This is a genomic window from Pelovirga sp. C15f (assembly GCF_057178085.1).
In genome coordinates, this window is record NZ_JBXUCV010000007.1 from 30,070 (window position 1) to 54,149 (window position 24,080).

Below are 24,080 nucleotides of genomic sequence, written 5' to 3' on the forward strand. Positions count from 1 at the left end.
AACACTCAAAATCGCCAATTCAAGGCACTGTGAAACACCACGTCAGCGGCGCTACCGACAACAACATCCTCAATGACCGCCAGATCCAGGCTGACTTGCTCGGAAAAATGCAATGAGCCTCCGATACCCAACTGCAATGATAGTGAGTTGATCTGGGTTAAGCTGCTGTTGTCGTAAAAGGAGGTATGACCATCAAGCTGCAGCTTGAAATCGATCCATGTCAACGGCATCCAGCCGACACCGATCGAACCAAAACCGACCCAGCGGCGCTGCTGATCTCTTAGAATGTCCCCCTTGCCCAGCCACAAGACCCCACCACTGGCGAACAGGGTAGTATTCCACTCCCCTAAGCTCTCGGCATCACTGGCGGTCAACCGCAAATGAGCATCCATTGCGCCGCTGCCGCGCAATCGACTACTGTTCCCGGTCGGTAATTTGATGCCGCTGCGCAGTGCGACACTGCGGCGCGCAGCCGGTTCAGCCGCGAGCAACTGGTAGGAAGCAAACAGGGAAAGATCACCAAAACCGCCGTTACTGCCGGAATAATCAAGGGCGGAAGAGGTATTGCGCTGGTAGAAATAGCGCAGTTGCTCGCGGCGGGCACTGTCGCGTCCACCCTGCGGCAGGCCGAACAAGTCATGCCAGCCCTCAATGAAGCTGTCGAGCATACCGCCATCATGGGAGATCATCGGTACATCAGCGCCCACCTCCCACCTCTCGGCCAAGCCATAGCGCATGGAGACAATGGCGCGGCTGGTTTCGCCATCGAACAGAACCGATTCTTCTCCCTTATCTTCTTTCGTATAATGGCTCGCCACTTCGGCAACCACCCGTAATGACAGGTCCCCCGGGGAAGTGAGATCACCGGCTTCAGCCGCCGGCAGGCCGTAGACCTGAACGACCGGGGACAGGCTGGAGGTATACAGAGGTTTTACCTGGATCAGCTCCCGTACTGAAGCCGACACAGTACCTGGCAGTAGCAGGATAAAGATGATCAGAAGTATCCGCATGATATCTCTCTTTAACCGTTGGATGTAGGTTGTGTCTCGGGATCCCTAAAAACAAATACATTGGTCACCACTCTGGCAAGCGCCACCGGTTCCTCATACCAGTGCCGTCATAATCGCCGGCAACTCACGGATATCTGCAATTTTCAGCGTCGCCGCCGAGAGATCGTGGCTGGCAGTGAAATCATTATGTACGACAATACAGTCGACACCCGCCGCCACGGCGGACTTGAGCCCGCGGGCAGAATCCTCGACCACGACAGCCTGATCTGCTGTTACCTGGAACCGGCGCAAAGCACTCAGATAGGGATCTGGGTGGGGTTTGGCGCGGGGGTAATCTTCAACCGTCAGGATAAAATCCATGTAGTCGATCATCCGCCGGTCGCGATGGATCAACTCAAAATCGACCCGTCTGGAGGTGGTGACAATCGCCATGCGACAGACAGAGGAAAGCTCCTTCAGGGTTTCTGTGACACCCCCGATCTCAATATTTTCCGTCATCAGATACTGTTGGTAATAGTTGTCACGTCGGGCACGAGCAGCATCGATCCGCTGATGGTCAACGCCGACCGCCTGGGCCAGTGTCCAGACCTTGGTGCCGTCCGCCATCAACTCCAGATAGACTGACAGGGGCAGTTCAATCCCCAACTCCGCCAGCGCCCTTTGGTTGGCCATATAGTACCAGTGTTCGGTATTGACCAGCACCCCGTCATGATCAAAGAGGATGATTTTTTTCATAGCCGTCACTGTAACATCTCGAGCTATTGGATAAATATTATTTTTACAAGATTACTCGATACTATTCATCACTATCCTTGCCCCGTCGCAAAAATAGTGCTAAATAAGCCGCTTGAATTCCTGGCACCTCTTCAATCTGCAGAGCCCGATGATTCTTAACCAGCACCAGACAACAACAACCCCACAAGCCTGCCCACTGTGCCGATGTACAGGCACCAGCCCCCTGAGCTTTCAGACCCCAAAAAAACGTCGTTACTGGCACTGCCGCTTTTGTGACCTGGTTTTTGTCGATCGGGACGCCTTGCCCACATTAGAGCAGGAGAAAGAGACCTACACATTTCATCAGAACAGTCCTGATCATCCGGGTTATGTGGAATTTTTACAGCGGATCATTCAACCGGCGCGGGCCTATCTGACCCCGACCATGCGCGGCCTTGACTACGGTTGCGGCCCAGGGCCAACCCTGAGTGTCCTGCTGAAACGCGAAGGGATCCCCTGCCATAACTACGATCCCATTTTTTTTTCGGAGGATCCACAAGGGCCGTTTGATTTTATTTTTGCCACCGAGTGCTTCGAGCATTTTCACTGCCCGGCCACCGAACTGTCACGCCTGACGCCGCTGTTGTCCCCACAGGGATACCTTTTTGTCATGACCGAATTGTGGCATCAGCAGATCGATTTTCGTAGCTGGTATTATGCATCCGATCCGACCCACGTCAGTTTTTATCATCTGAATTCTTTCGACTACATCTGCCGGCAGTACGGTTTCAACATTCTTGCCCACTATGACGCGCGGGTCCTGTTACTGCAAAAAAATCAGCAGCAGTAATCATTCTTGCGGTAACGGCTGCAGAGAGGGCTACGACATCAACTTCCGTAAACAGTAACCGGAATAAATGGCTCCCAGGGGATTGTGGGCGAGGACGCGGTCTTTGACCGCAAAGGTGGTGACCGGAGCGTGGGAATAGCGATTGAACAGCATGTCATGACCGACACAGAGGCCGACGATGATATTTACATCGGTATGCTGGTCTTTTAACACAAAGGCCTGCCCCGCAGGATTACAACTGGCTTCATAGCGATCAGGCTTAATATGGGGCATGCCGTAATCATCTTTATCAATGCCGCTGTTTTTACAGCAGACCGTGAACACCTCAAAGTGGCGCGAGAGAATCCGTGCCAGCTGGTCGGTCTCTTTGGCCAGACCGATACAGTTGGCGATGCCGACCCGGCGCCAATCCATCTTGTGAAAAAAACCGACCAGCTCTTCCAGTCGATTCCACTCCATGTAGTGCTCGGCCTCAATTTCGGCGGCAGCCTTGAGGATACTGCAGGATTCAGGGTCAAGGTATGCTTCCTTGCTCTGCTCACCTGTCAGACTGAAGTCGTTACCTTTGACACATTCCCCACCCTGATACACAGTGCAGGCCAGACAGCCGCGACAATCATTCATCTTCATTCCTTTTTTGATCAGAAACCGCTTCGAACGTTGCTTCGAGAACCAGCGCCTGGCCGGCGACAATGGCAGTAATCAGCTTTTGGCGGCCGCTGCTCACCAATCGTTGGACGGTGCCGCGGGAAACACCCATTTTTTCTCCGGCGTCCTCCTGGGTCAGTCCCAGGCCGTCGCACAGGCGTAGAGCTTCGAGTTCATCAGCGGGCAGATATGCTTGTGACAAGTCGGTCATTGGAACACCGGCAGGCTTATAGACTGAGGCAAAAGTCGGTCGATGGGGGCAGGCGCAGTGACGGTGTTTTTTAGGGCGTGGTGACATGTTGATCCTTAAAAAGAGCGGCTATCCACAGAACGGATAGCCGCCAGCGCATTAAAAACGCTCACAATCAGTGGCAACAACTGTGGGAATGATCGTGTCCTTGACCGTGTCCGTGACCCTGGCCCTGGCCCTGGCCCTGGCCCTGGCCATGACCGTGGGTACTGCACACCATGTCGTCACCAATTTCACTTAACTTATTATTTGCCAACAGGTCCAGATTGTCGGCAACCCGGGCAGCTGACGCTTGATAAACCTTCATTCCGGCACGCCGTAAACCCATAAGAGCACCACCACCAATACCGCCGACAACGATAGCATCAACCGACTGACCACCCAGGGCCTTCAACGGACTGCAGGAGCCATGCTGATGATTGAGGTCGCGGTTGATCACCTGCCCGACCTCACGGGATTCACTGTCGACCACGACAAATTGTGGAGCAGAACCGAAATGGCCGAACACTTTGCTGTCAAGACCTTGATCATTTTGTACTGGAAAACAGATTTTCATAGGAACCTCCTTAAGGTTTTGTGTATATGCACAATATAGACCTCTGAGTTTCCTTGTCAATGGGTATTTTATATGCGGATCGGATCACCCCCTTGTTAATCAGGGATCCATTCACAAACCACCCCGGCGTCGCCAGCTCATCAATATTCTCTGACTCCCGCAGTGACAGATGTTCAGTTTCAGGAAGCCAATATATAATGTACTGAACTTTTTGTACAATCCTCATAAAACCCTAACATTACGATAGTAATTATCCAGAAATTAAGAGAAAATGACGCCCTTGGAGGTGCTATGGGGAATGAACATATTCTGGTCATTGAAGATGAGGAAGATATCCTCGCGCTACTGCACTACAATCTGATCAAAGAAGGGTTCAAGGTTACCTGTGCGCAGACCGGCGAAGAAGGCTTGAATGCCGCCCGCGCTGAGAGCCCCGATCTGATCGTCCTTGACCTGATGTTGCCGGGGATTGATGGGCTGGACGTCTGCCGGGCTTTAAAAAATGCCAAAGCAACCGCCGCTATTCCCATCGTTATGCTCACCGCCAAAGGAGAAGAGCACGACATCGTCACCGGACTCGAACTGGGGGCTGACGACTACGTGACCAAGCCCTTCAGTCCACGGGTGCTGTCATCACGCTTAAAGGCGGTGCTGCGTCGCCGCGAGCGCGACAATGTCAGTGCGACTGAGGAGGGGGAATCATTGCACATCGGCCCGATCAGCATCCACCCCGGCCGCAATCAAGTACTGGTCGATGGCCAAGAAGTCGATCTTACCTTTACCGAGTTCCGCGTTCTCTACTTGCTTGCCCGCCGCCCCGGCTGGGTCTTTACCCGTTATCAGATTGTCAATGCGGTCCGTGGGGACGACTATTCGGTCACCGATCGCGCTGTCGATGTCCAGATCGTCGGCCTGCGCAAAAAACTTGGGCCTGCCGGAAAAATCATCGAGACCGTTCGCGGTGTTGGCTACCGTTTTAAGGATCAGTAATGCGCCTGCGTTTTATATGGCAGATCCTGCCGGCATTTTTTTTTCTTATCCTGATCACCCTGCTGCTGCTGACCTGGCTTTTTGCACGCAATTTGAGCAACTTTTACCTCGAAGAAACTGCGGCCGGGCTGGAAGCCCATGCCAAACTCGCGGCTTTCCAGGTTGCCGACTCCTTCGCCCTTGAGCACAGCGACCGCCTCGACGAATTAAGCATCCGTCTCGGTAAAGAGACAAAAACCCGCTTTACTTTCATTCTGCCATCCGGTGCCGTTCTCGCCGACTCACTGGAGACCCCCGAACGCATGGAGAACCACGCCCTGCGGCCGGAAGTCGCCGTTGCCCTGACCGGCACGATCGGGCAAGCCACCCGCTACAGCAATACGATCCATAAAAACATGATGTACGTCGCGATCCCGGTACTTAATCAGGATCAACTGATTGGCGTCGTTCGGGCCGCATTACCGGTCACAACCATTGATCAGACCCTGGGCATTGTTTATCAGCAGATCATCGTCAGTGGCCTGGTTGTTATGCTGATTGCAACCCTGATCGGTATCTATATCAGTCGCCGCATCAGTCGTCCCCTTGAAGAGATGCGCCGGGGCGCGGAACGTTTTGCCCGCGGCGAACTGACCGAACGCCTGCGCGTACGCGGTTCTGAAGAGATTGCTGCCCTGGCGACTGCCATGAACATCACCGCTTACGAACTTGATCAGCGCATGCGCACCGTCGTGCGTCAGCACAACGAGCAGGAAGCTGTCCTCGCCAGCATGGTCGAAGGGGTACTGGCGGTCGACACCAGCGAACGCATCATCCGTATTAACCACGCTGCCGCGGCATTAATCGGGGTCACCCCTGAAGAGGTCAAGGGACGCAGTATCCAGGAGGCGATCCGTAAAGCGGATCTGCAGCGCTTTGTCCGGCGTGCCCTTTCAGCTCGCGATCCGGTCGAAGGTGATATTGTCCTGCATGGCAACGAAGATCTCTATCTCCAGGCCCATGGGTCCCTCTTGCGCGGAGAATCGGGACAGGAGCTTGGCGCCCTGATTGTTCTCAATGATGTCACCCGCTTGCGGCGCCTGGAAAATGTCCGCCGCGACTTTGTTGCCAACGTTTCTCACGAACTGAAAACACCCATCACCGCCATCAAAGGGTTTGTTGAAACCCTGCAGGAAGGTGCCATTGCCGATCCGGCCAGCGCCGAGCAGTTTCTTGAGATTATGATGCGTCAGGCCGACCGCCTCAACGACATCATTGATGATCTGCTGATCCTTGCCCGGATTGAACAGGACAGTGACCAGCAGGAGCTCCCCCTCACCACCATGAACCTCACCACTGTCATCAACGCTGCTGTGCAGGCCTGTGCCAATCTGGCGACTGAGAAACAGGTTAATCTTGAGCATATCTGCCCCCCCGATCTTCGCATCCCGATCAACGCCCCGCTGCTGGAACAGGCGCTGATCAATCTGCTTACCAACGCCATCAAGTACAGTCCGCAGCAAGGCAGAGTGCTGATTGAAGCAAGTCATGGCGAGAATAATACCATCATCAGTGTGCGTGACTGGGGGTGCGGCATCGACAAGGTCCACCTGCCACGCCTGTTTGAACGCTTTTATCGCGCCGACAAAGCACGAAGCCGCAAACTCGGAGGAACCGGGCTAGGTCTTGCTATTGTCAAACACATTGCCCAGGCCCACGGTGGTGAAGTAACGGTCGCCAGCACGCCCGGCGAAGGGAGTACCTTTTCCCTGCAGATTCCAATGAAAACAGAACCAGGCATTAATCTTGTGGCCGGCATCAAAACAGCTCCACAAAACATCTCCGACCAGGAGGATTGACCAACATGCCCCAGTATCTTCAACGGCAGATTGAGGACTTGAAAAAACGCATTCTTACCCTTTCAGCGGTAGTGGAAGAGGGTTTTCATCAGGCGATTCACTCCCTTGAGGAGATGGACACCAGCCTCGCTCAGGCCGTTATTGAACGAGATGTCGAAGTCAACGAGATGGAGGTTGATCTTGAGGAGGAGTGTCTGAAGATCCTGGCGCTGCATCAACCGGTGGCAATTGACCTGCGCTTTATCGTCTCGGTACTGAAGATCAACAACGACCTCGAACGGATCTCCGACCTGTCGGTGAATATTGGCCAGCGCACCCGCGGCCTGGCGGCGTTGAAGCCGGTACCAATACCATTTGCCCTGTTCGCCATGGCGGCTAAAGTCGAAAGTATGTTGAAAAAAAGTCTCGATTCTCTGGTCAATCTGGATATGGGACTGGCCCGGGAAGTCTGCCGGCTCGACGATGAAGTCGACGCTATGCACAAAGACAATTACGGCCTGGTCAAAGATCAGATCCGCCAACACCCTGAGCAGCTCGACGCTCTGATTGAGTATCTTTCCCTGTCCCGCCACCTGGAACGCATTGCCGATTTGACCACCAACATTGCCGAAGACGTGCTTTACATGATTGATGGCGAAATCATTCGCCACACCTACTAACTCTGATGATTGCTGCAGGGCAAAAGAGGGGTAGACTCCCTGTTAAGCTGTCCCGATTATTATTGGTTAAACCAATTGATCTATAGTTAAACCGTTTCTTACTGGCATCCTTCCTTTATTCGACAAGCGACAAAAAAAGAAGTTACCTCTTGAGTTTTCCATAAGTAATCTGGTAGCTTGTGGTCTTACTCTCTGATTTATAACAATATTTGAGAGCACCTCTTACCAAAGACAAGGAGACGAGGATGAAAAGCTGGAAAAAGATACTCATGATGCTGGTGCTGGTTGCAGCTGTTGCCCTTAATGCGCAGGCAGCTGACAAAAAGGTTATGTGGAAGCTGGCGATGACCTGGGGTCAAACTCTGCACCCCTTCACAACTTCCGTTGAAAGCATGGCCCAGATGGTCGAAAAGATGAGCGATGGCAACTTTATCATTCGTATCGATTCGGCCAACCGGCACAAATCTCCTTTTGGTGTCCTCGACATGGTCAAGGCCGGCCAGTACGAAATGGCCCACACCGCCTCCTATTACTGGAAAGGCAAAGACATCAATCTGTTGCCCTTCACCACCATGCCTTTTGGTATGACAGCGCCTGAGCAGTATGCCTGGTTTTATTATGGTGGCGGCATGGAGCTGATGCAGAAAGCCTACGCACCACACAATATGTATTCATTCCCCGGGGGCAATACCGGCAACCAGATGGGTGGCTGGTTTCGCAAGGAGATCAATACCCTGGACGACCTTAAAGGTCTGAAAATGCGCATCCCGGGTTTTGCCGGAGAGGTTCTGGCGGAACTGGGTACCGTGGTCACCAACATCGCACCGGGCGAACTTTATACTGCTCTGGAGCGTGGGACCATTGATGCCCTTGAATGGGTCGGGCCGGGAATGGATATCAAAATGGGCTTCCACAAGGTTGCACCCTATTATTACACCGGGTGGCACGAGCCGGCTACCGAGTTACAGTACCTGGTGAACACGGAAGCCTTTGAAGCATTGCCGGAAAACTACAAGGAGATTTTACGGGTTGCCATGCGCACTGCATCCTACGACATGTACGCCCAGAACTACCATGAAAGCGCTGTTGCCTGGGATGCGATCGCAACAGAATTTCCCCACATCAATGTTAAAACCTTTTCCAAGGATATTATCGATGCAATGAAAGCTGCCAACCAGAAGCTGCTCAAACAGATGTCTGACGAATACCCGCTATTCAAAGAAACGATGGATTCACAAGCGGAATATCAGAGAAAAGCGCGGGTCTGGACCCAGATCTCTGATTTTGACTACCTGAAAGACAACCTGTAATCTGATAAACCAGCACCCCAGGTAACAGTCAATTAACTGTTACCTGGGGTGGGTCTATGTCATCAAGGCTTCGTCAATCAGCACCTGGCTGACAACAAACAAGCGATCCTGCTCAATTATCCGGCACCGCCCTTTCCTTTTGGACTTCTTGACCAGACAATAAAAGGCGGTGTCTTATTATGTCTGACTTATTGCCCGCACCCTAAGGAACGAAAATGCTTTTAAAAGCGGAATACTATTTCGACAAATTTGCCGACTGGATCGGTCACTTTTGTGGAATCCTGATGGTTATCATGATGTTAAATGTTTTCTACAATGTTGTGATGCGCTATTTCTTCCGAAGTGGTTCCATTGGCATGCAAGAGCTCGAGTGGCATTTTTTCTCCCTGATTATTCTGTTCGGCATCTCCTATGCCTTAAAAGAAGATGGCCATGTCAGGGTCGATGTCATCTATGACCGTCTGCAGCCAAAAACCCAGGCACTGATCAACCTGTTTGGTGCCCTGGTGTTTTTGATTCCGATCGCACTTCTGATTGCGACCGGTTCGACAGAATTTGTACTGGAATCATACCGCAGCGGTGAAGGGAGCGGTGATCCCGGCGGCCTGCCTTATCGCTGGCTGATCAAGTCAATGATTCCTCTATCATTTTACCTGCTGTTATTCATCAACCTCGGCTTCATCATCAAGAACATCAACCGCTACCGGGCTCATTCACGCTCATCGATGGAGGCATAACATGGTTGGCATTATCATGTTTTTTGCGGCTCTGGTGATGTTGTTGCTCGGTTTTCCTGTCGCTTTTACCTTCGGTGCGGTCGCGGTCTTTTTTGCGATGATTGGTGGAATAGTCGAGTCACTGCAGTACGGTGGAACTATTCTGCAGGGTTTTACGATCGGCAAGGACATGTTCGGGTTCATGCCCTTTCGCATTTTTTCCATTATGCAGAACACCATCCTGATGGCCGTCCCGCTGTTTATTTTCATGGGGATCGTCCTGCAGAAGACCAAGCTGGCTGAGCGTCTGCTTGAATCGATGGGCTTTCTGTTCGGAGAGGTTCGGGGAGGGCTGGCGATCAGCACCATTCTCGTCGGTACCCTGCTCGCCGCCTCAACCGGGGTTGTCGGTGCCAGCGTTGTCGCTATGGGGGTTATCTCACTGCCGGTCATGCTGAAATACGGCTACAACAAAGAACTGGCGACAGGGACAATCTGCGCAGCAGGCACCCTCGGGCAGATTATCCCACCCTCAATTATTCTGATTATTCTCGGTGATGTTTTTCAGCTGCCGGTCGGTGATCTATTTAAAGCCGCACTGTTTCCAGGCCTGGCCCTGGTTGTCGGCTATATTTTATTCATCCTGATCGCTGCATTTTTCATGAAAGACATTGCCCCCCCGGTTGCGATTCAAAGCAAAGAAAGCAAAACCAAGCAGGTCATTAACGCCCTGCTGGCAGTGGCGCCACCGTTGATTCTCATTATCCTGGTGCTGGGGTCGATTTTCACCGGGATAGCAACCCCGACGGAGTCCTCTGCGGTCGGCTGTATCGGCGCAATTTTACTGGCACTGCTCTATCGCTCCTTTTCCTTTAAAATGCTCCATGAAGCGGCTCTTGGAACCGTCAACGTCACGGCAATGGTCTTCGGGATACTGATTGGGGCGACGGCCTTCTCCATGGTTTTCTCCTATACCGGTGGCGAAGAAATTGTTGAGTCCTTTATGCTCGGCCTGCCGGGAGAGAAGTGGGGCTTTATCATCCTGTCAATGGTTGCCATCCTGGTGCTCGGCTTCTTCATCGATTTTGTCGAAATCTCTTACATTATCGTGCCGATCCTGGTTCCGATAGCCGAAGCCATCGGCATCAATCCGATATGGTTTGCCATTCTGATTGCCATGAATCTGCAAACATCATTTCTTACCCCGCCGTTCGGTTTCAGTCTCTTTTACTTAAAAGGGGTTGCTCCACCGGATGTCAGGACGGTACAGATCTATCGCGGGGTAATCCCCTTTATTCTGATTCAGATCGTTGTCCTGATGATGCTGATGTTTTATCCCGCTTTTTTCGGCATCGATATCATGCACTGAGCCGTCCCTGTTTTCTTCTTAAGACTCTAAAATCAGCAAAGGGCGGTTCCGTTACGCAACGGAACCGCCCTTTGCTGAAAATACAATCCCGCTCATCCAAGGCCAGAGCGCGAAGAGATGAACTCTAGAGGGGAGAATCACTGTGGCGAACGATTTCTCCACGGGCAACATAGATCACCTCTTCGGCCAGATTAGTCGCCAGATCCCCAATCCGCTCCATATTTCTGGAGATAACCAGTTGATGGACCAGCGACTCGGCCCGCTCCGGGCTCTTTTTCAGCGCCTGACGGATAGTATTGGAGTTGGTCTTGTGCAGACGATTGAGACTTTTTTCGAGAATGAACACATCCGCCGTAGCCTCCGCATCAATATCCACCAATGCGGCCATTGCCTGATGCAGCATCTGCCTGGCGATGGCTGCCATTTCGGCAAAATCGTAAACCAGCGAGCTATCACCAAGTTCTTTCATTTTGATCGTGCGCTTGGCAACGTTGCCGGCTAGATCAGCGATACGCTCCAGATCATTGTTGAATTTAAGAACTGCGACAAGAAAGCGCAGGTCTACGGCCACCGGCTGGTGCAGCGCCAACAGCTTGAAACATTCCTCCTGCAGATCAACCTCGCGCTGATCGATGGCATCATCATTAGCAATAATCTCCGCGGCCAGCGTCACATTGACACCCAGCAAAGCCTGCTTTGCCAGTTTGACCTGCTCTTCCACCGCTTGACCCTGCTCGAGGAGCAGGGTTTTCAGGCGTTTGATTTCTCGAAAAAAAATCTGGGTCATAACTCTCTCATTGGCTTATGCAGCCTTATCTATTTAATTCTAATTGGTTGCCAGATAAGCATTAACAATGTCGAATTCAGGCGAGAGGATTGTCACGCCGTTGGGGCCAGCGCCGGGGCGTACCACATGCTTGGCCGGTTTACTCTTGGAAGCAATGTAGTCATTAGCCTCTTTGGTCCCTTCTTTGAACACCCACAGGCGGCCATCATAAACTGCTGTGACAAAGCCCGGCTTTGACATCAGGTAGCCGTCAATAATTTCAAATTCAGGCGAACGAATGGTCATGCGATTCGGCCCGGCGCCGGGACGTACCACATGTTTGGCCGGTTTACTTTTGGAAGCAGTGTAGGCTTGCGCTTCTTTGCTGCCGGCGCTAAAAACCCATAAGCGACCATCTTCAACGGCGGTCACATAGCCGGGACGATCATAGTTTGTGCCATGATGTGCAGCGTCAAGATCCCTGGCGGCACAACCGATCGTGACAGCAGCCACCAGGGCGAGCATCAGCATCGGCACGAAATTTCTTAATCTGATCATTGTTTGTTTCTCCTTTGTTTTTAAGGTATTGGGGTGTCGGAAAAGTCCAACATGGGATAGTTAACTGTTTCCACAACAGTCGACGTCCATCAACCAAAACGCCCGGAAATATAATCTTCGGTTTCTTTAAGCTGGGGCTTTTTAAACAGTGAAGCCGTGGCACCGTACTCCACCAGTTGGCCAAGGTACATAAATGCGGTGTAATCGCTGACCCGGGCGGCTTGCTGCATATTGTGGGTGACAATGAGGATGGTGTATTCGCCGCGTAGTTGATCGATCAGATCCTCAATTTTTCCGGTGGCAATCGGATCAAGGGCCGAGCAGGGTTCATCCATCAACAGCATTTCCGGTTCCGAAGCAATGGCGCGGGCAACGCAGAGGCGCTGCTGCTGACCTCCGGACAGTCCGAGAGCGCTCTGTTGTAAACGATCCTTGGCTTCATCCCAGAGAGCGGCACCGCGCAATGATTTTTCACAAACCTCGTCAAGAATGCGACGATCGCGAATACCGTCAATCCGGAGCGGATAAATAACATTTTCATAGATCGACATGGGAAAGGGGTTCGGCTTCTGTGCCACCATCCCCATGCGCTTACGCAGCTCAATGACATCCACCCCTTTGGCGTAGATAGAATCCTGGTAAAGTTTCATCTCACCACTGATGCGCACCGAATCAACCAGATCATTCAGGCGATTGACGCTGCGCAACAAGGTAGATTTTCCGCATCCTGATGGACCGATCAGGGCAGTCACCTTGGATTTTGGCACCTTCATCGAGACATCAAAAAGCGCCTGAGCTTTGCCGTACCAGAGGCAGAAATCCTCCACGCTCAAAACCGCCTCTTCCCGATCCAGTTTTTTATCGACGACCGGCGGAAACCATTTTCCGGATGCGATCTCCTGCAACCGCCCGCGATTTTTGCGCTCGGCATATGATGGATCAGCGGCGGCGCCGGTGCCGTTATGGGTTATTCCTGTTGTCTGTGTTGTTGCCATCAAACCTGCCTCTTCTATAGATAAGTTAAACCGCGCTGACCACGAACTTGCGCCGCAACCGATTACGCAACCAGATAGCGCCGAGGTTGAGCAAGGTAATGATCAGGATGAGCAGTAAGGTTGTGGTAAACACCATGGGGATTGCTGCTTCACTGTTCTGACTCTGGAACCCCAGATCATAAATATGGAAACCCAGGTGCATGAAACTGCGCTCCAGGTGCACAAAGGGAGCAATACTGTCGATCGGCAGTTCCGGCGCCAATTTGACTGCGCCGACCAGCATCAGCGGTGCAACCTCTCCGGCGCCCCGCGCCATAGCGAGAATCATCCCGGTCATGATCCCCGGCATCGCTCTTGGCAGCACTATGCGCTGGATCGTCTGCCATTTACTCGCGCCGGATGCATAGGAACCCTCACGCATGGAGCCGGGAACTGCAGCCAACGCTTCTTCGGTGGCTACAATCACCACCGGCAGGGTCAACAGGGCCAGGGTCAGACTGGCCCAGAGAATACCGCCGGTACCAAAAGTTGGATTGGGCAGTTTTTCACTGAAGAACAACTGATCGACGGTACCACCGACCAGATAACAGAAGAACCCCAGACCAAACACGCCGTAGACGATACTCGGCACCCCGGCCAGGTTGTTAACAGCGATACGGATAACACTGACCAATGGCCCGGCCTTGGCATATTCGCGCAGATAGAGGGCTGCCAGCACCCCGAATGGCACCACGAACACGACCATGATCAGGGTCATGACAACGGTTCCAAAGATGGCCGGGAAGACCCCACCCTCACTGTTGGCTTCACGCGGATCGTCTAGGAGAAATTCCTGCCAGCGATCCAGATAAACACCGATACGCTCAAACAGGGAAAGTTGATTGGCGGGATAAGCCCGCACCACTTCGGCCAGGCCCATGGTCTTTTCCTGACCATCGACCGTCACCATGTTGATCTGATAACGATCATTCTCACGGTTGAGCTCGGCAATCTGTCTACGAATTTCTGCATACTGCTCTTCGAGTCTGGCGTCTGTTTGCTGATAAAGCTCTTGCTGGCGTTCTAATGCTGTTTGCGCCTGACGAAACTCTTCAGAGCGCACTCCATGATCAATACGCGCCTGTTGCGCAGCCATCTCGAAAGTACGCAAGTCAAGACGAGCACTTTCCTGCTGATGGTTGATGTTGCCGACTTCTTCACTTTCCAGTGACCGGCGCTGTTTCCACCGTTTGCGGATCTCGTCGTGATAGCGTTCATACTCCTGCCAGACCGTGGCCGGGGTACCGGCAATCTGCTCGCCATCAATGTAAAAAGCCGCAGGAATACCGTAAAAGCGTCCCCAGGTCATTCGTTCCATAACCACAAACCATTCCGGTTTTTCGATGCGCTCAATCGTGTAATCACTCACCCAGGTAAAGTGATTGTTGTCGATTTCATAATTTCCAGTACGTACCAGTACGCGTTCAGCAATGCCTTCGTTCTCTGCCAGCATATTTTCGGCCCGTTCACGGTACGCTGCCGGCAATGCCTCGATCAGTGCCGATCGCGGTTGATAAGAACCTGAGCGGGTCACCTCACCGGTAACCACCTGACCGTTAACGGTGTGATAACTGGTCACCGGCCCCGGCCAGAAGGTTGCCATACCACGTACGACCACCAGCAGAATCAACGCGATAATCATGACAACGCACAGCGCCAGCATGCCACCAGCCAGCCAGACCATCGGCTGTCCAAGAGAAGCTACCGACGTGCCATTACTCCCCTGACGGCGCCAAAGCCGTACAGACGGTTCCTGTTGATTATTGTTACTGCCTGTATTTAAGTCTTTTTCCATACTCGTAATGCCGTACCTTCAGCTAAGCAAACTAATTGCTGTATCGCGTTAGAGCTGAAATGCTCTTTTTCTGAAACGTTGCCTGATCACCTCAGCAATCGTATTGATCGTAAAAGTCAGCAGGAACAGGGTCAGAGCAGCGAGGAACAGGATGCGGAAATGGGTGCCGTAGATGACCGCTTCCGGCAACTCAACCGCAATATTGGCCGACAAGGTTCTGAACCCGTTAAAAATATTCATTTCCATCACCGGAGTATTGCCGGTCGCCATCAGCACGATCATGGTTTCACCGACCGCTCGACCAAGCCCCAACATCACCGCCGAAAACAGCCCGCTGGCGGCGGTCGGTATGATAATGCGAATAGCAGTCTGCCAGGGACTGGCCCCAGCCGAAAGAGACCCGGAACGCAAATGTTCAGGAACACTTGAAAGAGCATCTTCGGCAATGGTGTAAACCGCCGGAATTATGGCAAAGCCCATAACAAAACCGACAATCAGGGCATTGCGCTGGACATAGGTTCCCATGATCTGACCAGTAAAGGGAAAGTCGCCACGAACATCAATGCCTGTCAGGGTCAGGCTTGTGGCAACCAACCAGGAGACAGCAACAACAATGACAATACCGAAACCAAATTTGGCGATTTCCGCCATCACTGTAGCAAAACGCGTTAACCCCGCCGTTTTATTGCGCAGCCAGGGATTGACGAACAACCCGTAAATCACGATCAATACAGTGCTGATCAGGGGCAGGAACAGCAAAAACCAGCCACCGGTACCGGTGCCGACCTGGCCATCCAGCCAGGCCTTGATATCACCGGAAAAAAGCGTGTTTTCCAGTACCGGACCCAACATATCGGCCGTCACAATCCCCATGGGGAGCGACAGGAAGACAATGATATAGAAGCGAAAACGCGAGAAACGGACGAATTTATCAATCGGCAGCAACAGAAAAAGATAAGCCGCCAGGGAAAAACACAGAGGAACGGTAATAAAGGCCGCCAATACTCCGGCGGTCTTCCCCTCGACAAAAACGGCAAAGACCAGGGCTGCAAGAAAGCCCAGCACGACTGTGGGCAGACTTTCCATCAACTCCACCAACGGTTTGACCTGGGCTTTGACGCGTTTATCTTCAAGAAATTCGCTGGTGTAAATAGCTGCCAGCAGCGCCAGGGGGACGCCGAACAACATCGAAAAAAAAGTTGCCTTGAGGGTGCCGTAGATCAGGGGCACGAGGCTGTATTTCGGCTCAAAATCATCGGTTCCGCCGGTTGATTGCCAGACGTAGCCGGGCTCATTCATCCCCTCATAATGCACCTTACCAAACAGGGTTTTCCAGGTCGCCGTCGGATGTTTATTGTCCAGGTGCCATCCCATAAGACCGCTCGGCACCAGCGCAGTGAGCAGATTGTCGCGCGGCGCCAGTGACACGGCAGCAACTGCCCCTTGCCCGGACTTTTCTTCAACCAGCAACTGGTCACTGGTAACGTGATAGGTACGTACCGTGCCATCGGCATAACCGGCCGCCAAAAGCCGGCTTCTGGTTGAAGGAGCGAGAGCGACAACGGCACCAGGACCCTGCCCAAGATCATGCACCAGGGTCAACTTGTTACCATCCGAAGTGCCGGTGCCTTCAGGCCTGGTCCGGAACCAGGCACTTAAACGTCCTTGCGAATCCCCGGCCACCAGAGTGGTTCGACCAATCAGAAAGGAAAGTGCCGTCAGGGTTGCATCACCGGCGGGTATCAGACTGAGCTCTTCAGCTACCGCCAGAGCGTTCAGGTTGCGACTGTCGATTCGCGCCAGATGGCCATCGGGCCAGGCGAGAAACGCCGTATCACCGAGACCTGACAGGTCAAGCCACTGGGGCATGCCACGCTGCGTAAAATCAAGCTGTAACGACCCGCCGCTAACCGTGGTTGTCACCTGACCGGTCAGCAGGTTGCGCCGTGACACCATGCGCTGGATGCGCAAAATACCGTCATCGGTCAGGTAGGTCAGCACCGGTCCGCTGTTGGTCATGATCATGGATATCCGGCGGATGTTCTGATAACCGGTTTCAACAATCGATTCGGTGGTTATCTCCAACTTGAGCTGGCGCAATTGACCGACGGGGGTACGTTGTACAATGCCACCCTCCCAGGGGAACACCGAACCTACTTCAAGCTCCTGCAAGTCACCGGGCAAGGTCTGCTCATCCAGTAAAAAACGGGTGTTGAACTCAACTTTTTTCAGCTCAATCCGCCCATCGACAAAAGCACTGATCAGCGTCCTGGAGAGTGAATCGTATGCCCATGTTTGCGGCGTTTCGCCCTCATAAACCGGAATCTGCTGCAGCGTTTCACCATCGTCCAGAGCAAAAACCCGAACATTGCTCCCACCCTGTTCAAGGGTCCAGGCACTTAAAAGAAATTCGTCAATGATCAACAGGGGTGATTTTCTGGTTTCATTGCTGATGGCAGAAACTTTTTGCGCCGGCGTCATCTCGGCTGGAGCAAATAACGGAACAACCACCGACGCCAGGAAGACAAAAACTCCGGCAACGGCAATAATGGTTCCCAGCCCACCCAGCGATATAAAGATTTTCGCAGCCGCATCCATATACTTGATGCTTTTTTTGGTGGCGTAGCGCCGCTGGGTGCCGGTAATTTTTTTCTGTTGGGACATTGATTCAACCACCATCAGTTTGGCAATAAGCGTTGTTTAAGTTATTAAAGGCCTGTTTGAATTGGATCGGGCTGATTACCGCTGCACATTCTGATGAATGTTATTATTGACCATAATGGGCAGTGGAAATCAGCCCGGAAACGGCCCCCAAAGGTCAACCGATTCCGAGCTGGAAACTTATTTAGTCAAATCTTATTTTATCCCGAGTTTCTGCAGTTGCTCCTGAGCAATCACGTTGGATACCGGGAAGTAGCCGTCACGCACCACATCTTCCTGGCCATTGCGGCTGAAGATGTAACGGACGAATTCGCGGCGCAACGGGTCGAGCTCACTGCCTGGTTTGTAGTTGGTGTAGAGGATCAGGAAACGGGACAGGGGATATTCACCGGTATAGGCATTTTCCGCTGCTGCAGCTACACATTTTTCACCGGGGCCGGTGGCCAGGGGTACGGCACGCACGTCAGCGGTCATGTAGCCGATACCTGAGTATCCGATCCCGGCGAGCTCACTGGCGACACCCTGAACTACCGAAGAACTGCCTGGCTGCTCCTTGACTTCATCCTTGTAATCGCCGCCGAACAGGGCATTGTCTTTAAAGAAACCGTAGGTGCCTGAAGCGGAGTTACGCCCATAGAGACTGATCGGCAGGTTGGCAAACTGACCGGTCAGACCAACATCACCCCAGGTGCGGATATTCTCGGCATTACCGCCACGACGGGTCTTGGAGAAAATGGCGTCCACCTGCTGCAGGGTCAGACACTCGATGGGGTTATCCTTGTGGACGTAAACGGCAAGCATATCGATACTGGTGTTCAGTTGAGTTGGTTTGTATCCATAGCGTTTTTCGAAATCGTCGATTTCCTTGGCTTTCATCGGGCGGCTCATGGGGCCAAACTGGGAAGTACCGCTGATAAGAGCAGTCGGGGCTGTTCCGGAACCTTTGCCCTCAATTTCAACCTGAATATTGGGATAAAAATTCAAGATCCCTTCTGCCCAGAGGGTCATCTCATTGTTCATTGAATCAGAACCGATACTTTTGATGGTACCGGATACACCGGATACCGGCGTGTAGGGCTTTAAAGCGGGGTCAAGGGCTAAAGCGGCAAGCGGCAGGCCAAAACACAGCAGGCCGGTTGCAATGAGGCTGACGATACTTTTTTTCATGATGAGATTCTCTCCTTTTTGTGGTTAAAAAATTTTTTGGACACATGAACTCCAGGTGCTTGCTCGCAGTTTCGTTGCTGCACATATCGCACTCTTTTTGTTAGGACAATGTTAGGGTTTGACGATTTTTTGATGAGGTTGGTGCCGTCATTCCACGGCGCGTCAGCAATTCTTATGACCATGGATCGTCTGTATCGACACGCTGCATGAGAAAAGTTTGACGCTGATAGAGATGTGACAGTAGAATGGATTGTTTTGTTTTTACTAAGGAAGGGGTTTCACGCGAGTGTTACGTACACTATTTTTTTATCTGGTTTTCTACCCCTGGACAGTGATTGCCTTGACCGTTGGCGTCGTTCTCTCCCCATTTGGACATAATATTGTCCATCGCTGGGGAATCCTGTGGGGACGCAGCTGTCTGTGGCTGGCGGGGTTAAAACTCAAGGTAACAGGAAGCGAAAACCTGACAGTTGATGGGCCGGCGATTTACGTCAGTAACCACCAGAGTAATTTCGACATCCCGTTGCTCTATGCCGGCCTGCCGATCCAGTTCCGGTGGATGGCTAAACAGGAGCTGTTCAGAATTCCTCTGTTTGGGCTGGCAATGAAAAGTAGTGGTTATATCCCGATTGACCGTTCCAATCGTAAAGAGGCGATGCGCAGTCTGGCGGCCGCAGCAAAACGGATTCGCGACGGCGTATCAGTCATCATCTTTCCGGAAGGAACCCGCAGCCCCGACGGGACCCTGCAACCATTCAAAAAGGGGGCCCTGCTGCTGGCCGCCAAAGCCGGGGTGCCGATTGTACCCATGGCCATTCACGGCAGCCATCAGGTGCAGCCCAAAGGCAGCCTGCACATCAACCCGACCCCGTTGCTGCTGACAATTATGCCCCCGATTGCTACCGATGGATTGAAGATGTCACACATCGATAAACTGACCGATCAGGTCCACGAGCGGATCGCGCGCTGTCTGGAAAAACATGAGCAACCCTGCTGAAAATCCTACTGAAAGCGTCCGTCTGCTACCCTTTGGCGGTTTTGGTGAAATCGGTATGAATCTGCTCGGAATAGAGTCGCAGGGCAAAATTCTGCTCATCGATTGCGGACTGATGTTTCCTGAAGCCTACATGTTCGGCATCGACCTGGTGTTGCCGGACATCAGTGCCCTTGAGGAGCGCAGCGCCGACGTTATTGCCCTGATCCTGACCCATGGCCACGAAGACCACATCGGCGCGCTGCCCTTTTTATGGCAACGCCTTGGCTCCCCGCCTGTTTACGGCACCGGTCTGACCCTGGGGCTGTTACGCCGCAAACTTAAAGAATACGATCTCGACAGTCGGGTTGAGATGATTGAAATCACACCCCGTCGGCAGATTGATCTTCCTCCCTTTGTGGTTGAACCCTATCGGGCCGCCCATTCAATCGTTGATGGCGTCGGACTGGCGATCAGAACTCCGGCGGGGTTGATTGTCCACAGTGGCGACTTCAAGATTGACCCAACCCCGGTCGACGGCAAAAACACCGACCTCGCGCGCCTGGCAGAACTTGGCGAGGAAGGGGTACTGTTACTCCTGGCGGATTCTACCAACGTCGAAAACGAAGGGTACACCCTGTCAGAACGCACCGTCGGCAAGGTACTGGAGGAAATCATCCCCCGCTGCCCGCAACGCGTGATCCTCTCCACCTTTTCCTCCAATATCCATCGCCTCCAGCAGGTTGCCGACGCCGCCAGGCTGGCCGGGCGCAAACTGCTGATTAACGGCCGCAGCATGGTTGGTAACATCGCCGTTGCCCGCCAACTCGGTTATCTCACTATCCCGTCTGAGCAGTTTATCGAGCTGCGCGAACTGCCCCACGTGCCGCCTGAAGAGGTGCTGATTATCACCACCGGCAGCCAGGGGGAACCCTTAAGCGCGTTGATGCGGATGGCCCTTGGGGATCACAAACAAATCACCATCGAACCAGGCGATACAGTCATCCTCTCCTCCAAGTTTATTCCCGGCAACGAAAAAGCCATCAGTGACCTGATCAATCATCTCTACCGTCGCGGGGCTGAAGTCATTTACGAAAAAACCAGTGAAATCCATGTTTCGGGCCACGCCAGTCGCGAAGAGTTGAAACTCTTGCAGAGTCTGGTCAAACCGCGCTACTTTGTTCCGTTACATGGCGAATACCGTCATCTGGTCAAACACCGCCAACTGGCCATAGAGATGGGAGTAGCCCCGGAAAACACCCTGGTCCTTGAGAATGGTCAGGAACTTATCATTGGCACAGAGGGCATGCGTTTTGGTGAACGTTTTGATAGCGGTCGGGTTTTTGTCGACGGCAAGGGGGTTGGCGACGTCGGGGTCATGGAGCTGCGCGACCGCCGCCATCTGGCCAACCATGGCCTGGTGATTCTGATGCTGGCGATCAACCAGTCAACCGGAAAAATTATCCAGGGCCCGGACATTTTTTCCAAAGGCTTTATCCCCGAAGATTCTGACGATGGTGAAGCATTACTGGCCGAAGCCCGGCAACGCGTCTGCGAACTGCTTGATGAACACAGCCTGGCCATGGTCGGAGACTGGGAGGAACTCCGAGTCGAAGTCCGCAAGGTGCTGCGCCGTTTTTTCAACCGCGCCATCGCCCGGCGCCCATTGATCCTGCCGGTTATTCTGGAACTCTGATATGAACGATAAAGAAACAACAGCCTTGGCTGAGAACCGGATGCGTAAGGAAATCCTCGGTCTGGTATGGCTGGCCCTGGGAATTTTTCTGTTAATCTGCCTGCTCAGTTACAGCAATGACGATCCTTCTTTCAATAACAACCTGCATCCTGAGCAGGTACAGAATCTGATCGGCGTCTTTGGTTCCCATCTGGCCGACCTGATGTACCAGACCTTCGGCCTGACCGCCCTGCTGTGGCCGCTGGGCTGTCTGCACCTGGCATGGCGCTGGCTCAAATTCAATGATGTTCATTTTCGTATCACCCGTCTGATCGCTTTTCTGCTGATGCAGATTACCTTAGGAGCCCTGCTCGCACTGCGTTTTAACAGTATCCCTCTATTCGGTCAGCAAATCGATGAAGCCGGCGGTACCCTGGGGCGCATTCTGGTACAAATATTAACCCACTACCTCAATGTCGGTGGCGCGGCGATTGTACTGATTGTCTTTTTCCTGGTAGCACTGATCCTCTCTACACGTTTTTCATTCGTTCTGTTTATCGACGGCTTTCTCGATCGCCTGGGACGCCGACTGGAGATGCGCCGGGAAGCCCGACGCGCACGCAGGGAGCTCAAGAAAAAAACCCGTCAGCAGCGTGATGAGAAAGGGCCGGCCATCATCACCAGCGAGCCGAAAAACCTCACAGCACCGGCGCCGGGCAAAAAATCCAAAAAAAGAGCAAACGACAAGGAAGACCCCCAGGTCGCGTTTTCTTTTCTCGAAGCCAGTGGCGACTACCACCTGCCACCGGCCTCCCTTCTTGAACACGATGGTGCCCCGGCCAAACCGGTTGATCGTAACAGTCTGACCATGGCCGCGCGCATGCTCGAAAAAAAGCTTCTCGATTTCGGGGTTGAAGGAGATGTGGTTGAGGTCAAACCGGGACCGGTGGTCACCATGTACGAATTCTCCCCGGCACCCGGCGTCAAGGTCAACAAAATCTCCAACCTCCAAGACGACCTGGCCATGGCCCTGCAGGCGGTATCGATCCGTATTGTCGCCCCGATTCCCGGCCGGGGTGTAGTCGGTATCGAGATCCCCAACAAGGATCGCGAAACTGTTTATCTCAAGGAGATCATCGATTCCGAGGCCTTTAACAAACATGGTGGCAAACTGCCCATGGCCCTGGGCAAGGACATCTTCGGTCAGGTGGTAGTTTCCGATCTGTCACGCATGCCCCACCTTCTGGTTGCCGGTTCCACCGGTAGTGGCAAGTCGGTTTCCATCAATACCATGATCCTGTCCCTGCTCTACCGTGCCGCACCTGAGGATGTGCGACTGATCATGATCGACCCCAAAATGCTGGAGTTGTCGATCTATGAAGGCATCCCCCATCTACTTCTGCCGGTGGTGACCAACCCGAAAAAAGCCGCTCTGGCCCTGAACTGGGCGGTACGCGAGATGGAACGTCGCTACCAGCTGATGGCGGCCAAAGGGGTTCGCAACATCGATGGCTACAACCGCAAACTCGTTAAGGAAGCCAAGGAAGCACAAAGTCGTGTGCCTGATCCGGAACCTCAGTTGGATCCAAACGATCTGCTCGACGAACTGCCCCCCATCACCGCAGAAATCCCCCCGGAGGAACTGGAACACGGCCACCTCCCCTATATTGTCGTTATTGTTGACGAACTTGCCGACCTGATGATGGTTGCCGGGCGCGACATCGAAGAATCTATCGCCCGTCTGGCGCAGATGGCCCGGGCTGCAGGCATCCACCTGATTCTTGCCACCCAGCGCCCCAGCGTGGATGTTATTACCGGGTTGATCAAGGCCAACTTTCCAACCCGGATTTCCTTCAAGGTGTTTTCGCGCATCGACTCACGCACCATCCTCGACTCCATGGGAGCCGAAGCCCTCCTCGGCATGGGCGACATGCTTTTCCTCCCACCCGGAGTCGGTTACCTGCAGCGGGTTCATGGCGCCTTTGTCTCCGAACTGGAGGTGCAGCGCGTGGTAGAATTTCTTGCGCGCCAGGGCAAGCCCGAATATGACAAGTCGATCCTTACCACCCCACCGGCGGTTACCGATCAGGCCGGTGAAGAAGACTATGACGAACTCTGGGATGATGCTCTCAAAATCGTCAGCGACACGCGCCAGGCGTCCATCTCCATGATCCAGCGACGCTTGCGTGTTGGCTACAACCGTGCCGCCCGCATGATTGAAAAAATGGAACAGGAAGGGATCGTCGGCCCCTCCGACGGCAGCGGCAAACCCCGCGAGGTCCTGATCAGCAAGATCGAGTAGACTTCATACGGATGGACCTATGAAGGCTACTCGGCGGCTTGACACCAGCAACACTCTGTAACCCTGAACAGATCACAGTCTGCCGGTTTCGTACGATTGACCCACCTAAGACCAAAAAATCGACCTTTCTGCCAGTTAAAACCAATCCCACGCAACGAGCGAGCATTCAATCGTTACTTTTGTAGATATTTATGTATGGATTCTTCGATATTTCATGTTGATATGAATTTTTTATTGCG

General features: G+C 53.0%; 21 protein-coding genes. 10 read left to right on the forward strand and 11 right to left on the reverse strand.

Features of this window, described 5'->3' with window-relative positions:
• Nucleotides 1-5: 5 nt before the first annotated feature.
• Nucleotides 6-1,010, reverse strand: a complete 1,005-nt coding sequence (locus AC1931_RS13445) for a DUF3187 family protein (protein ID WP_483877796.1) — start codon at nucleotides 1,008-1,010, stop codon at nucleotides 6-8.
• Nucleotides 1,011-1,103: 93 nt separating this feature from the next.
• Nucleotides 1,104-1,745, reverse strand: a complete 642-nt coding sequence (locus tag AC1931_RS13450; protein WP_483877797.1) for an HAD family hydrolase — start codon at nucleotides 1,743-1,745, stop codon at nucleotides 1,104-1,106.
• 148 nt (nucleotides 1,746-1,893) lie between these two features.
• Between AC1931_RS13450 and AC1931_RS13455 the strand changes: the two genes are divergently transcribed.
• The gene (locus AC1931_RS13455; protein ID WP_483877798.1) at nucleotides 1,894-2,574 is read left to right on the forward strand and encodes a class I SAM-dependent methyltransferase; all 681 of its coding nucleotides are present in this window, start codon (nucleotides 1,894-1,896) and stop codon (nucleotides 2,572-2,574) included.
• A 30-nt stretch (nucleotides 2,575-2,604) separates the two neighbouring features.
• Here AC1931_RS13455 and AC1931_RS13460 read toward each other — a convergent pair whose 3' ends face one another.
• The 3 genes from AC1931_RS13460 to AC1931_RS13470 all read right to left on the reverse strand — a co-directional run bounded on the left by AC1931_RS13460 (nucleotide 2,605) and on the right by AC1931_RS13470 (nucleotide 4,028).
• Nucleotides 2,605-3,198 carry a DUF1847 domain-containing protein gene (locus tag AC1931_RS13460; RefSeq protein WP_483877799.1) on the reverse strand — a complete coding sequence of 198 codons (594 nt, stop codon included), beginning with the start codon at nucleotides 3,196-3,198 and terminating at the stop codon, nucleotides 2,605-2,607.
• Nucleotides 3,191-3,520 (reverse strand): DUF134 domain-containing protein, encoded by a 330-nt coding sequence (locus AC1931_RS13465; protein WP_483877800.1) that lies wholly within the window; start codon nucleotides 3,518-3,520, stop codon nucleotides 3,191-3,193. Before AC1931_RS13465 ends, AC1931_RS13460 begins: the two co-directional genes overlap by 8 nt.
• Before the next feature lie 67 nt (nucleotides 3,521-3,587).
• The gene (locus AC1931_RS13470) at nucleotides 3,588-4,028 is read right to left on the reverse strand and encodes a NifB/NifX family molybdenum-iron cluster-binding protein (RefSeq protein ID WP_483877801.1); all 441 of its coding nucleotides are present in this window, start codon (nucleotides 4,026-4,028) and stop codon (nucleotides 3,588-3,590) included.
• 291 nt (nucleotides 4,029-4,319) lie between these two features.
• Here AC1931_RS13470 and AC1931_RS13475 point away from each other — a divergent pair, with 291 nt between their 5' ends.
• The 6 genes from AC1931_RS13475 to AC1931_RS13500 all read left to right on the forward strand — a co-directional run bounded on the left by AC1931_RS13475 (nucleotide 4,320) and on the right by AC1931_RS13500 (nucleotide 10,910).
• Nucleotides 4,320-5,018: a response regulator gene (locus tag AC1931_RS13475; RefSeq protein WP_483877802.1), complete on the forward strand. Its 699-nt coding sequence runs from the start codon at nucleotides 4,320-4,322 to the stop codon at nucleotides 5,016-5,018.
• Nucleotides 5,018-6,856 carry a sensor histidine kinase gene (locus AC1931_RS13480; RefSeq protein WP_483877803.1) on the forward strand — a complete coding sequence of 613 codons (1,839 nt, stop codon included), beginning with the start codon at nucleotides 5,018-5,020 and terminating at the stop codon, nucleotides 6,854-6,856. The genes AC1931_RS13475 and AC1931_RS13480 overlap by 1 nt, the downstream gene beginning before the upstream one ends.
• Before the next feature lie 5 nt (nucleotides 6,857-6,861).
• On the forward strand, nucleotides 6,862-7,515 hold the full coding sequence (phoU, locus tag AC1931_RS13485) for a phosphate signaling complex protein PhoU (protein ID WP_483877804.1): 654 nt from the start codon (nucleotides 6,862-6,864) through the stop codon (nucleotides 7,513-7,515).
• Nucleotides 7,516-7,760: 245 nt separating this feature from the next.
• Nucleotides 7,761-8,825 (forward strand): TRAP transporter substrate-binding protein, encoded by a 1,065-nt coding sequence (locus AC1931_RS13490; RefSeq protein WP_483877805.1) that lies wholly within the window; start codon nucleotides 7,761-7,763, stop codon nucleotides 8,823-8,825.
• A gap of 215 nt (nucleotides 8,826-9,040) precedes the next feature.
• Nucleotides 9,041-9,562: a TRAP transporter small permease subunit gene (locus AC1931_RS13495; RefSeq protein WP_483877806.1), complete on the forward strand. Its 522-nt coding sequence runs from the start codon at nucleotides 9,041-9,043 to the stop codon at nucleotides 9,560-9,562.
• Between the two features lies 1 nt (nucleotide 9,563).
• Entirely contained in the window at nucleotides 9,564-10,910 is a 1,347-nt protein-coding gene (locus AC1931_RS13500; protein WP_483877807.1) for a TRAP transporter large permease, read from the forward strand.
• 124 nt (nucleotides 10,911-11,034) lie between these two features.
• On the opposite strand, the gene phoU (AC1931_RS13505) is transcribed toward AC1931_RS13500, so the two are convergent.
• The 6 genes from phoU (AC1931_RS13505) to AC1931_RS13530 form a co-directional block, all read right to left on the reverse strand.
• Nucleotides 11,035-11,697 carry a phosphate signaling complex protein PhoU gene (gene phoU / locus AC1931_RS13505; RefSeq protein ID WP_483877808.1) on the reverse strand — a complete coding sequence of 221 codons (663 nt, stop codon included), beginning with the start codon at nucleotides 11,695-11,697 and terminating at the stop codon, nucleotides 11,035-11,037.
• Nucleotides 11,698-11,736: 39 nt separating this feature from the next.
• Complete coding sequence (locus AC1931_RS13510) at nucleotides 11,737-12,234, reverse strand: hypothetical protein (protein WP_483877809.1); 498 nt, start codon at nucleotides 12,232-12,234, stop codon at nucleotides 11,737-11,739.
• 89 nt (nucleotides 12,235-12,323) lie between these two features.
• Entirely contained in the window at nucleotides 12,324-13,229 is a 906-nt protein-coding gene (gene pstB / locus AC1931_RS13515) for a phosphate ABC transporter ATP-binding protein PstB (protein ID WP_483877810.1), read from the reverse strand.
• Nucleotides 13,230-13,254: 25 nt separating this feature from the next.
• Nucleotides 13,255-15,063 (reverse strand): phosphate ABC transporter permease PstA, encoded by a 1,809-nt coding sequence (gene pstA, locus AC1931_RS13520; RefSeq protein WP_483877811.1) that lies wholly within the window; start codon nucleotides 15,061-15,063, stop codon nucleotides 13,255-13,257.
• Nucleotides 15,064-15,111: 48 nt separating this feature from the next.
• On the reverse strand, nucleotides 15,112-17,727 hold the full coding sequence (locus AC1931_RS13525; protein ID WP_483877812.1) for a hypothetical protein: 2,616 nt from the start codon (nucleotides 17,725-17,727) through the stop codon (nucleotides 15,112-15,114).
• Between the two features lie 192 nt (nucleotides 17,728-17,919).
• A complete protein-coding gene (locus AC1931_RS13530; protein ID WP_483877813.1) occupies nucleotides 17,920-18,891 on the reverse strand; it encodes a PstS family phosphate ABC transporter substrate-binding protein in 972 nt (323 codons plus the stop codon).
• A gap of 286 nt (nucleotides 18,892-19,177) precedes the next feature.
• Between AC1931_RS13530 and AC1931_RS13535 the strand changes: the two genes are divergently transcribed.
• From AC1931_RS13535 to AC1931_RS13545, 3 genes are read left to right on the forward strand one after another with little or no spacing between them, the layout of a single operon-like run.
• Complete coding sequence (locus AC1931_RS13535) at nucleotides 19,178-19,888, forward strand: lysophospholipid acyltransferase family protein (protein WP_483877814.1); 711 nt, start codon at nucleotides 19,178-19,180, stop codon at nucleotides 19,886-19,888.
• Nucleotides 19,872-21,560, forward strand: coding sequence for a ribonuclease J (locus tag AC1931_RS13540; protein ID WP_483877815.1), 1,689 nt, complete (start codon nucleotides 19,872-19,874; stop codon nucleotides 21,558-21,560). Before AC1931_RS13535 ends, AC1931_RS13540 begins: the two co-directional genes overlap by 17 nt.
• 1 nt (nucleotide 21,561) lies before the next feature.
• On the forward strand, nucleotides 21,562-23,841 hold the full coding sequence (locus AC1931_RS13545; protein ID WP_483877816.1) for a DNA translocase FtsK: 2,280 nt from the start codon (nucleotides 21,562-21,564) through the stop codon (nucleotides 23,839-23,841).
• The last annotated feature ends 239 nt before the right edge of the window (nucleotides 23,842-24,080 follow it).